Annotated in this window: 7 protein-coding genes; 5 read left to right on the forward strand and 2 right to left on the reverse strand. The window is 57.7% G+C overall.

Going from position 1 to position 11,603, the window contains the following annotated elements; all coding sequences use genetic code 11:
- Nucleotides 1-47: 47 nt before the first annotated feature.
- On the reverse strand, nucleotides 48-2,594 hold the full coding sequence (locus H8Z83_RS17095; protein ID WP_187016175.1) for a M56 family metallopeptidase: 2,547 nt from the start codon (nucleotides 2,592-2,594) through the stop codon (nucleotides 48-50).
- Nucleotides 2,595-2,598: 4 nt separating this feature from the next.
- The gene (locus H8Z83_RS17100; RefSeq protein WP_091128866.1) at nucleotides 2,599-2,961 is read right to left on the reverse strand and encodes a BlaI/MecI/CopY family transcriptional regulator; all 363 of its coding nucleotides are present in this window, start codon (nucleotides 2,959-2,961) and stop codon (nucleotides 2,599-2,601) included.
- Nucleotides 2,962-4,099: 1,138 nt separating this feature from the next.
- Here H8Z83_RS17100 and H8Z83_RS17105 point away from each other — a divergent pair.
- The 5 genes from H8Z83_RS17105 (at nucleotide 4,100) to H8Z83_RS17125 (ending at nucleotide 10,454) form a co-directional block, all read left to right on the forward strand.
- A complete protein-coding gene (locus H8Z83_RS17105; protein WP_187016176.1) occupies nucleotides 4,100-5,251 on the forward strand; it encodes a tyrosine-type recombinase/integrase in 1,152 nt (383 codons plus the stop codon).
- 722 nt (nucleotides 5,252-5,973) lie between these two features.
- A complete protein-coding gene (locus tag H8Z83_RS17110; RefSeq protein WP_187016177.1) occupies nucleotides 5,974-6,648 on the forward strand; it encodes a response regulator transcription factor in 675 nt (224 codons plus the stop codon).
- Nucleotides 6,645-7,634, forward strand: a complete 990-nt coding sequence (locus H8Z83_RS17115; protein WP_187016180.1) for a sensor histidine kinase — start codon at nucleotides 6,645-6,647, stop codon at nucleotides 7,632-7,634. The genes H8Z83_RS17110 and H8Z83_RS17115 overlap by 4 nt, the downstream gene beginning before the upstream one ends.
- A gap of 104 nt (nucleotides 7,635-7,738) precedes the next feature.
- Nucleotides 7,739-8,506, forward strand: a complete 768-nt coding sequence (locus H8Z83_RS17120) for an ABC transporter ATP-binding protein (RefSeq protein ID WP_187016178.1) — start codon at nucleotides 7,739-7,741, stop codon at nucleotides 8,504-8,506.
- The gene (locus tag H8Z83_RS17125) at nucleotides 8,499-10,454 is read left to right on the forward strand and encodes an FtsX-like permease family protein (RefSeq protein WP_187016179.1); all 1,956 of its coding nucleotides are present in this window, start codon (nucleotides 8,499-8,501) and stop codon (nucleotides 10,452-10,454) included. The genes H8Z83_RS17120 and H8Z83_RS17125 overlap by 8 nt, the downstream gene beginning before the upstream one ends.
- Nucleotides 10,455-11,603 lie beyond the last annotated feature (1,149 nt).

Genomic DNA, 11,603 nt, shown 5'->3' on the forward strand with positions numbered 1-11,603 from the left:
GGGACTGGCGAACTGCAACCTTGCGCCACAGTCCACACTATCTATCCTCATACCACAAATGGCGTAAAGGCCAGCGTTTCGTGGGTGTATTTGTCCATCACGGCAGTTGCTTCGGCCTCGGTGACAGAGTGAAAGTCACCACTGTTGACATACTGATCCGTTGTGACGGAGTAGCGCCATGGTGAGCCGCCGGAACCGTCATCCAGATACAGCAGTGTTTCCAGATGCTGTAACTCTCCGCTGGTATAGCGGTAGTAAGAGTAGTTGCTTTCAAATGCGCTGCTGCTGCCTTCGTTTGCCAGACTGCCATCGGTGCAGAGATACCAGCGGTTACGGTTCCAACCGTTGACCACGCGGACGGCTCTCGTACCGCCATAGCGGTAGATGTTGAAAATCACGGCGTGTCCTTCATCCCAATTCGCACCGAGCAGCAGTTCAGGGATCCCATCACCGTCAAGATCGCGCAGCAGCCAGCCGGGTGTCTGGTAGTAGTCGTTCGCTGTCAAAAGATCAGAACTGAAATCTGTTTCGGTGCCGTGTGTACCGGCGAGGCGGAGATCGCAGATATTGGCCAACACCACATCGTACTGGGGGTATCCGGTTACGCGGGGCCAGAAAGTAAACACCGCGCCTGCGGCAAGATAGCTTGTGGAAACGGGAGATTCTGTCAATGTAACGATCAGGCGCCCGGTCCCGTCTGTGGTTACATCTGCCGCGAGAGTGCCGCCAATATCCGCTGCGCCAGAGAAATATAGAGTATCCGTTTGTGGGTCATAGTTTCCTACTGTATTGTCGACAGAAGTAAACTTATAGATGCCAAGGTCCACCGCATAGCTGCCATCGGTGTTTTTCCGGATCGTCAGACTGGAGCCCATGTCATCGGCGTAGCTGCCGATGAGGGCATCTGCCATACTGCTTCCATTTTCCACACGGAAGCTCTCCGCCATCGTGCGAAGCTGCCTTGCCTGCAATTCAACCTCTGGCTCGTCCGCGTCGTCGTAGCTCCAATGGGTCTCTACCCGGTAGTACGACTCGCCGGACGGCGCGGGATAGAGGTAGACAACCGTGTTGCTAAACCCCTCCTGTGTGACACAGCGGTAGCAGCCGTCCAGCTCCTCTACGGCGCGACCGGCGTTTTGCAGGCCGGTCAGCTCATCCGCAAGACCGGTATGCTTCACAACGCCGAGGTAAGCGTCGCTGCTGTCAGACCACCATATACGAGTTCCGGCGTTGCGCAGCCATTGACCAACAATGCAGATGCTCCAATCATCCACATAGAAGCGGTTCGCATCGGCAGCTTGCGTATCACCGACCTGAAAACTGTCAGGCAGAGGGGAATCCCCCTCGGTGTACGGCCAAGTGACGTAGAAATTCCGGTAGGCGTCGCCGTCAATGCAGAGGTAGACGTTGCCGTTGTTCACGACCGTGTGCCGCACACCGTCCGTCGTGGTGACATAGAGCTCGGTGCTGCCGCCGGTAAGCGGCTCCATACTGCGGACATACCGTCCGCTACTTTTGTTGATGAGTGCAACCGCCTCGGCAATCTCGTCTGCATTGAAGTCTTTATACTGCTTGTCGGTCGCCTGCGGCATAATCGTCAATTCAACACGCACCACATCATCCACGCGCAGATTCTTCGCCCACTTCATCGTTTCGTGTTCCGGATCGGTCAGAAAGCACACCGCCACAACGACGCACACAGCGACCGACGCCGCGACCACCCAGAACGCGGGCTTTTTGTAGTGAAGCGCATTCCGCACACGCTCTTTGACGCCAACTTCACCGAACGCCAGCGGGCAGGTGATGACCGCCTTGCGCGGCATACTGCACGCAAGCAGCACCGTGGAATAGGTCTTGACGGCGCTCTCGTCCATCGTGCGGATCACCCGCTCATCGCAGGCCAGTTCAATGTCGCGGCAGAGCAGTGTATAGGCGAGCCACAGCACGGGGTTGAACCAGTAAACCGCAAGCAGCGCGAAGCCCAGCGGCTTCCACCAGTGGTCACGCCGCGCGAGATGCGCTTGCTCGTGCGCCAGTACATTCTGCCGCTGCACCTCGTCCAGATCGGAGGGCAGATAGATGTGTGGTTTTACAACGCCGAGGATGAACGGCGAGGAAATGGCATCGCAAAGATAAATGTGATCTTGAACGGGGAGCGATACACTCACGCGCCGACGCAACCGAAGATAACTCACGAGCGCATAGAGCAGCATGGCTCCAAGGCCGATGAGCCACACCCAGCCTGCGATCTCCGTCCAGACATAGAGCGGGTTGACGCTGGCTGTTGGCACGGCGGAAAAATGCTCGCTGAGCGAGGGATTCACAGCATTGTCGATAACGCTCACGCCGCTGGTGATGGTCGGCGCGGGGTCAAACTGCACGGCTGCGGGACTGACCGTTTCGGCACTGGGAATCAGGCTCAACGCGCTCTCTATGGAGAATGGCAGAACCAGCCGCAGCGCGACAATACCCCAAAGCAGGACATTCACCCACTTGGGCGAACGCTTTGATACCAGGCGCAGTACCAGCACGGCCAGCACCAGCCAGCTTGCGGAAATGCTTAGATTCAAGAGCTTCAAAAAGACGGCGGCCATTGGCTCACTCCTTTCCGCAGCGGTCGATCATGCGCTGAATTTCCGCAATGTCCTTCTCCGAAAGAGATTTCCGGGTGGTAAAAGCCGCCAGAAACGCGGGAAGAGAACCGTCGAAGGTGTCCTCCACAAATTTCTCGCTCTGTACGGCGTTATAGCCCTCCTGTGAGAGAAGAGAAGTGACCGTGCCGTTTTCGTTCTGAAAGATACCGTGTTCGCAAAGTTTTTTGAGTACTGTGTAGGTCGTGGATTTTTTCCATTGCAGCTCCTGTTCGCATAGTTTCACCAGCTCGCCAGAGGTCAGCGGCTCGTGCTGCCAGATGAGTTCCGCAAAACGCGTCTCAACAACGCCCAGTTTGTAACCGTCCATGTGTGCCCCCTTTCTTTGTTGGTCTATTTATGATAGATTTTTGATACTTGAAGTCTATCATAAGTAGACTTACCTGTCAAGCACATTTTGCGCCGCTGGAACCAATGATGTCCGCCGACCTCAAAAAATGGCAAATGAGCCGTTTTGACAAGCGACCGTCCGGCGTTTCAGCAGCACGTAAAGCGCGCTGAGGGTAGTGATACCACCCCCACCCCGCACGTTCAGAAAGTACTGCGCACAGAGTGAAAAAACAGCAACATCACCAAATTGCGAAAAGATCACGCGGCCCAGCGGGGCCGCGGCGCCTCGGAACAGCGACACGCATAAGCGCATCGCTGTCCCGAAGGCTCTCTGCGTTCTTTGGGAGCACCCACGACCAAGCCCCAAAAGCGGCAAAGTACGCCGTTCTGACACCCGGCCACGCAGGGTTTCCGAACCGTGTGAAACGCTCCGAGGGTAGTGATACCACCCCCACCCAAAACGCCACCTGTTTCGCCGTGTAAGCCGCTGTGTGCGCGGCTCAGGGCTGGGGTGGCGTGTGTACCCGCTTTCGCCCACGAAAGCGAACATGGGCCGTTTGTACCGGAGGTGTTGAAGACCGTGTGGACAATGTGCTGGAAACGTTGGTATGACTGCATTTCCTACGCCTTTCGCAGCTTTTCCGAGGACGAAAAAGAAAGCAGGATAAAGGGCTGGCGTCGCAAGCGCCGCCGCAGCCGCCACTTCTGCCCGCAGTGCGGGCAGTTGACGGGGGTTTCAGCGCAGTCGGTTGTGGCGTCTTTTGAAGAAAATTTCAGAGCGGCTGGCGTCTTGGTTCCCGCAAACGCAGATGTCCCAAGGATTTTGGTGGTGCCTTGTGGCCGTTTCGGAAGGAAATCGAGGTAATCACCTTCGCGTGATCAATGGTGCAGGGCAAGCGTGTTTTGAGTCACCGCAGTCAATGAAAATAGACTTTCGACCGTTCAAAAATCGCACCGCTGTAACTAAAGAGAACGCCCCCGGCAGCGCAAAAATTGCGCCGCAATAGACAAAGATAGGGCGTCCCCTTCAAATGATAACTTTCTGATAACAGTTCCGCCTTTGGATAGCTTTCCTCTGTTGGTTACGGTATTGTTCGTTAGCAAAGGAGGCTGATACCATGCCAAAAAGACGAGCAAACGGGGAGGGAAATATCCGCAAACGAAAGGACGGACGCTGGGAGGGGCGGTACACGGTCGGTCACGATCCGGAAACTGGCAAGGCCATCATCAAGAACGTTCTTGGCAAGACGCAGACAGAAGTCAAGGAAAAGCTGAAGAAAGCCATCGAGGAAAATGTGGGAATCGACTACGGACGGGCCAAGACCTACACCGTGGGTAACTGGTTAGAAGTGTGGTACGAGAACTATGCCAAAATCAAGATGCGCCCATCCACCTACCTGACCTATCATGGCTACATCGAAAACCACATCAAGCCGCAGCTCGGCAAGATCCCGTTGAATGATCTGACGACGCTGCATCTGCAACAGTTCTACAAGAAATTGTTGGCGGAAGGGCGGGTAGAGCGAATCGAAGCACAGAAGCAGCCCAAGGGACTGAGCGCCAAAACAGTGCGCAACATCCATCAAATCATTTCCTCTGCCCTGAAGCTGGCAGTCGAGCAGCGGCTGATCGCCCACAATCCGGCAGATGGCTGCGCGTTGCCGAAGGCGGAGCGCAAGGAAATGCAGACGCTTCCCGTTGAGCAGCTGACGTCCTTCCTCCGCGAGGCAAAAGACAGCGGCGTGTTCGCCCTGTACTACATCGACCTGACCACCGGCCTGCGGCGGGGCGAGTTGCTCGGATTAAAATGGTTGGACATTGATTTGGAAAAAGGAGACCTCCGGGTTCAACGGCAGATCGGGCGCATCGACGGCAAAATCATTGAGATGCCGTTGAAAACGAAAAATGCCTACCGCACCTTGCCGCTGTCGACAGATGCGATAGACGTTCTGATGCAACAAAGAAGAAAAACGGGTAACAGCGAGTGGGTGTTTCCGTCACCCACCGGAGGCCCCATGTCCCCGGACAGCGTCCTGCATATGCTGCACCGCGTCCTGAAGCGGGCAGGGCTGCCAAAGGTGCGTTTCCATGACCTGCGTCACACCTTCGCAACGCTGGCCCTGCAAAACGGAGTGGACATCAAAACCGTATCTGGCATGCTGGGGCATTTTTCGGCAGGCTTCACGTTGGACACCTACGCTCATGTAACGACCTCGGCCAAGCGTGAAGCGGCAAAGACAATGGGTAACATCCTCTCTGGTGCGGTATAGTGCTTTCCGCTATCCGCCCCCGTTGGGGTCAGCGTTTGGGTCAGAAAAAATGGGAAGTAAGTTATTGGGCACAAAAGTGCGGAAAAAGTCCTGATTTCGCAAGAAATCAGGACTTTCTGGTTGCGGAGACAGGACTCGAACCTGCGACCTCCGGGTTATGAGGCAGTCTCAAGCGCAAATCGGAGCCGTTTCGGCTCCGATTTGTGCTTTTTACCGCCGTTCGCTCGGCGGATCTTCCATTGTTTCCGTCCAGCCCTGCCCGTTCCGATCCCGTTCTGGGTCAAAAGTGGGTCAATACGGAATCCTCATGTTTTTCGGGAATCCTTCGATATTTGTTGCGGTTTCTTCGGACGCATCCGTCAACAATCCGTCATCCGTCAGCAGCGGCAATAAGCGCAATGACTACGATGAAACCGGACACGATCACAAACAGAGTTTGCAGTTGAGTAAAGGTTTCCTTTAGACTTTCTACCTGCTTGGCGGCCGTGACAGGAGTCGGGCCGTTGTCCACCAACTGCGCTTCAACCTCTAAAACCTCGTCAAAGCCCTTGACCTGATAGGCTAAGGAAATGAAAACCCTTACCGCTGAACAGCTGTCTTTCTTCCTGCGAGAAGTTAAGGAAACCGGCGTGTATGAAATGTACTACTAAAATTTGACTTTTTCCAGCCCGGATGCTATGCTCCAATCAGAATAAAAGCATGATGGAAAGGGGGAATCACCAGTGTACCGAATTTTTGTGGTGGAAGACGATGCCGTCATCGCCAGCGCCGTGCAGCGGCATTTGGAGAGCTGGGGATATCAGGTGGCCTGCGCGGTACGCTTCGACGATGTGCTGTCGGACTTTGCCGCTTTTGACCCGCAGTTGGTGCTGCTGGATATCTCCCTGCCTTTTTTCAACGGCTACCACTGGTGCCGGGAAATCCGAAAGGTGTCCAAGGTCCCCATTCTGTTCCTCACCTCCGCCTCAGACGACATGAACCTGGTGATGGCCATGGAGATGGGCGGGGATGACCTGCTGGCCAAGCCCTTTCACCTGCAGGTGCTCTCCGCCAAGGTGCAGGCCATGCTGCGGCGAGCCTATGACTTCGCCGGTACCGCCCACTTGCTCTCCTGCGGCGGCGCGGTGCTGAACGTGTCCGACGGGACCCTGACAGCCAACGGACAGAAGGTAGAGTTGACCCGGAACGAGTTCAAGATCTTGCAGCTTTTGCTGGAGCACCGGGGCGAGATCGTCAGCCGGGAGGCCATCATGACCCGGCTGTGGGAATCCGACAGCTTTGTGGATGAGAACACCCTGACGGTGAATGTGGCCCGGTTGCGGAAGAAGCTGGAGAGCACGGGACTGACGGACTTCATCCGTACCCGGAAGGGCGCGGGCTATCTGGTGGAGGGCTGAGAATGCTGCTGGCTTACCTGAAACGCCAATACAAGCTGCTGCTGTTGTTGGCGGGGGCCGTCTGCATATTCGCGGCGGTATTCGCCCTCTACGACCTGCCCCTGGAGGCAGTGCTCTATGCCGGTGCGCTGTGTCTGGCACTGGGGCTGGTGCTCTTTGCCATGGGATACAGCCGCTTTCTCCGGCGGCACCGGGAGCTGCAGCGGCTTTTGCGGCAGGCGGGGGAGAAGGCCCTGCCCCTGCCGCCCGCCCGGGGACTGCTGGAGGAGGACTATCAGACGCTGCTGCAGGCAGTCTGCCGGGACCGGGCCCGGCTGGCGGCGGAGAATGAAAGCCGCTTCCGGGAGCTGACGGATTACTACTCCCTTTGGGTCCACCAGATCAAAACGCCCATCGCCGCCATGGATTTGCTGCTGCAGGAGGACGACTCCCCCCACCGGGGAGAGCTGGAGATGGAGCTGCTGAAGATCGGGCAGTACGTGGAGATGGTGCTCTCCTACTTACGGCTGGACAGCGACTCCACGGACTACGTCCTGCGGGAGTATCCGCTGGATGACATCCTGCGGCAGGCAGTGCGGAAGTTCGCCAAGATGTTCATTCTGAAAAAGATCACCCTGGATTTTCAGGAGACCGGAAAGACCGTGCTGACGGACGAGAAGTGGCTGCTGTTCGTGGTGGAGCAGGTCCTCTCCAACGCCCTGAAATACACCCCAGCAGGCGGAACCATCCGCATCTACGGAGACGGCGCCACGGTGGTCATCGCCGACAACGGCATCGGCATCCGGGAGGAGGACCAGGCCCGGGTGTTTGAAAAGGGCTTCACCGGATACAACGGCCGGGCGGACAAGAAGTCCACGGGGATCGGGCTGTACCTCTGCCGTCAGGTGATGGACCGGCTGAATCACGGCATCTCCCTCACCTCCCGGCCCGGTCAGGGGACGCTGGTGCGGCTGGACCTGAGCCGGGAGTGGCGCATGGTTGAATAACCTTACAAAATTGTAAGATACGGAGCTGGACTGTAAGCCAAAACGATGGCGGACAGTCCGGCTTTTTGGTAGGATGGTGCCAAGCTACAAAAGGAGGAACCTTTATGCCATTATTGGAAGTACAGCACCTGCAGAAAGTCTACACCAGCCGCTTCGGCGGCAGACAGGTGGAGGCGCTACAAAACGTGAATTTCTCCGTGGAGCCGGGGGAGTATGTGGCCATCATGGGCGAGTCCGGCTCCGGCAAGACCACCTTGCTGAATATTCTGGCGGCTCTGGACCGCCCCACCGCCGGAGAGGTGTTTTTGAACGGCAAGGCCCTGTCCGACGTCCGGGAACGGGACTTGGCGGCCTTCCGCCGCTCTCATCTGGGCTTTGTGTTCCAGGACTTCAACCTGCTGGACATCTTCTCCCTGCGGGACAACATCTTCCTGCCCCTGGTGCTGGCGGGACGGCCCTACGAGGAAATGGAGCGAAAGCTGAAGCCCCTGGCAGAGCAGCTGGGCATCGCCGACATCCTGAACAAGTACCCCTATGAGGTCTCCGGCGGACAGAAGCAGCGGGCGGCAGTGGCCCGGGCCCTCATCACGGACCCTCAGATCGTTCTGGCGGACGAGCCCACCGGCGCCCTGGACTCCCGGTCCTCTGACAATCTGCTGGAGCTGTTCGGCGAGATCAACAAGGGCGGCCAGACCATCCTGATGGTGACCCACTCCGTCAAGGCCGCCAGCCACGCGGGGCGGGTACTGTTCCTGCGGGACGGCCGGGTGTATCACCAGCTCTACCGGGGCAGTGAGAGCCGGGAGGCCCAGTTCCGCCGCATCTCCGACACGTTGACGGTGCTGACCCAAGGCGGTGAGAACCATGGGTAAGCGCAGCTTCTTTCCCCGGCTGGCCTTGGTGAACATGGTCCGCAACAGCCGGTATTACGGCCCGTATCTCCTCTCCTGTGGTGCGCTGGCGGCCATGTATTATATCCTGCGGTTCCTGACCTGGAACGAGGTCATCCAGACGGTGCGGGGCGCCGCCTACCTGCAGGTCATGATGTCCATCGGCTGCTTTGTGGTGGCGCTGTTTTCCACCGTGCTGCTACTGTATGCCAACAGCTTTGTGATGAAGCGGCGGCAGAAGGAACTGGGACTCTACAACATTCTGGGCCTGGAAAAGCGCCACATCGCCGCCCTGTGCTTTTGGGAGACGCTGCTGTGCGCCGCCGTCGTGATTCCCGGCGGCATCGCGGCGGGCATCCTGCTCAGCAAGCTGATTTTGCTGCTGCTTTTGAAGCTGGTGCAGATCCCGGTGCAGTTCGGCTTCTCCGTCAGCGTCAGGGGCGTGGGAGAAACGGCGGCGCTGCTGGGGGTGCTGTTTCTGCTGGCGCTTCTATGGAACCTGCTGCGCCTGGGACGGTCCCGGCCCATTGAACTGCTCCACAGCGACAGTGCCGGAGAGCGGGAACCGAAAACGAAACGGCTGTTGGCAGTCCTGGGGCTGGCGGCGCTGCTGGGGGGCTATGCCATCGCCCTCACCACCCGGAACCCGGTGAACGCCCTGATGCTGTTCTTTGTGGCGGTCATTCTGGTGATGCTCGGCACCTACTGCCTGTTTACCGCCGGGTCCATCGCTCTGCTGAAACGTCTGCGGGCCAACAAGAGCTTCTATTACCAGACCCGCCACTTCACCGCCATCTCCGGCCTGCTGTACCGCATGAAGCAGAACGCCGTTGGCCTTGCAAACATCTGCATCCTGGCCTGCATGGTACTGGTGACGGTGTCCGGGACCCTGTGTCTCTATCTGGGGGCGGAGAAATCTCTGGACGGCAGGTATCCCGACGATATTCTGGTGACCCAGACGCTAAAGGATGATACCGACCCCGCTGCAACGCTGGACCTGGTGCAGCGGACCGTGGCAGACGCTGGGCGGCAGATGGCGGATCTCCGCTATGAGACGTCCGCCTCCTTCCATGCCAGATACAGCGGCAATACGCTGCTGACGGACATGAGCCAGAGCGGCCTTCTAACGGAGATCACGGTCCTAACAGCGGAGGAGTACAGCCGCCTGACGGGGGAAACTGTCGCCCTGGGGGAAAACCAGGTGCTGGCCTATGCGGACGGCGATTTTCAGCTGCCGGAGACCTTCTTTTATGAGTATGAGGAGGCACCCATTCAGGTGAAAGCCCGGCTGGACAGCTTCCCCGCCGGGGACAGCGCCATCGTCACCAACGAGGTTATGCTGGGCCTGGTGGCGGACGGTACCCTGGCAGAGCATCTGATGAACACGGATCTGGCCCGCCGGACCTTCCGCATCCACCTGAACACCGACGGCGCCGACAGCGAAAAGCTGGCCTGCGCCAAGGCCGTTCTGGCAGTCTCCGATGGGAGATACGGCGTGGCCAGCCGCCAGGAGATGGCGGAGGAATTCTACGCAATGTACGGCGGCTTCCTGTTCCTGGGCATCTTCCTGGGACTGCTGTTCCTGATGGCCACGGTGCTCATCATCTACTACAAGCAGGTCTCCGAGGGCTATGAGGATCAGCGCCGCTATCAGATCATGCAGCAGGTAGGCATGAGCCGCCGGGAGGTGGGCGCCTCCATCCGGGGACAGATTCTGCTGGTGTTCTTCCTGCCCCTGCTGACGGCGGGGCTGCACATTCTGGCGGCCTTCCCCATGCTCTGCCGCATTCTGGAGCTGTTCGGTCTGCACGAGGTGGGCATGTTTGCTCTCTGCACGGCGGGGACGCTGGCGGTTTTCGCGGCAGTGTACGCGCTGGTGTACGGTCTGACGGCCCGGACCTACGAACGAATTGTAGGCGGTGAGGCGTAAGCGGCAGCCAAATGCGGTTTGCAGGCAGAAATTCAAATCCACTTCATCGGTAACCATCCCGCCGGGGCTTGCCCCGGCGGGATTTGTTTACAAGAGAAAAGAACGGGAATAGTGATACCTCCTATGTCTCGCACACGCGGAAAGCCTTGAGTACAGAGTGTGAAAACCGTAATTTCGACAGAAACGAAAAAAGATTACGCAGCCCAGCGGGGCCGCGACGCCTTGGAACAGCGACGCGCATAAGCGCATCGCTGTTCCGCAGGCTCTCTGCGTTCTTCGAGAGCACCTCCCGACCAAGACCCAAAAGCGGCAAAGTTTGCCGTTTTAAGCCCCGGCCACGCAGGGTTTCCGAAACGCGCGGAACGCTCCGAGGGTAGTGATAGCGCCCCCACCCAAAACGCCCCGTGTTTCGCCGTGTAAGCCCTTGTGTGCGATTTTTCTCGGAGAGCCGAGTGTGTACAAGCCGCAATTTCGACAGAAACGGAAAAGATCACGCAGCCCAACGGGGCCGCGGCGCCTCGGAACAGCGACACGCATAAGCGCATCGCTGTTCCGAAGGCTTTCTACGTTCTTCTGGAGTACATCCGACCAAGACCAAAAAGCGGCAAAGTACGCCGTTCTGACACCCGGCCCGGGGATTTTCGTGAACGTGCAGTTCGTGTCGAGGGTAGTGATAGCGGCCCCGTCCGGAAGGCCCCTGTTTCGCCGTGTGAGCCGTTGTGTGCGATCTTTCTCAGAAAGCCGAGTGTGTACCCACTTTTGTCAGCGGAAGCAAATGTGAGGCGCTTGTGCCGGAGGTGTTGAAGTCCGTGTGATCGATGCATTGGAAACGTTGGTATGACTGCGTTTCCTGCGCTTTTCACGGCTTTTTCGAGGACGAAAAAGAAAGCAGTCGGCTATGGGTTTGTCAAGGGATAAAATTTCTGCTTGCGTGTATAAGGGATATATCGGAAAAGGGCACAAAGAACCAGACCCTTTGCGGGCCGGATGAAAATGATGCAGCTCAGTTAACCGGCAGATTGCAAAATGAGTTGGTACGGTTGTCCATCCCGGAGGACAGCGAAGATCACAGCGGTCATCTTTCTGCTGACATGACCAATCACATTCATGTAATGCAGACCTTCGGATATTTTCTTTTCGTAATAGGTT

The sequence above is a fragment of the Dysosmobacter segnis genome, assembly GCF_014297285.1.
Taxonomy (GTDB): Bacteria; Bacillota; Clostridia; order Oscillospirales; family Oscillospiraceae; genus Oscillibacter; species Oscillibacter segnis.

Excerpts from the sequence above, each read along its gene's own strand:
- H8Z83_RS17120 (WP_187016178.1), top strand. The coding sequence starts at position 7,739 with ATGCCATTATTGGAAGTACAGCACCTGCAGAAAGTCTACACCAGCCGC.
- H8Z83_RS17125 (WP_187016179.1), top strand. The coding sequence starts at position 8,499 with ATGGGTAAGCGCAGCTTCTTTCCCCGGCTGGCCTTGGTGAACATGGTC.
- H8Z83_RS17095 (WP_187016175.1), bottom strand. The coding sequence starts at position 2,594 with ATGGCCGCCGTCTTTTTGAAGCTCTTGAATCTAAGCATTTCCGCAAGC.
- H8Z83_RS17105 (WP_187016176.1), top strand. The coding sequence starts at position 4,100 with ATGCCAAAAAGACGAGCAAACGGGGAGGGAAATATCCGCAAACGAAAG.
- H8Z83_RS17100 (WP_091128866.1), bottom strand. The coding sequence starts at position 2,961 with ATGGACGGTTACAAACTGGGCGTTGTTGAGACGCGTTTTGCGGAACTC.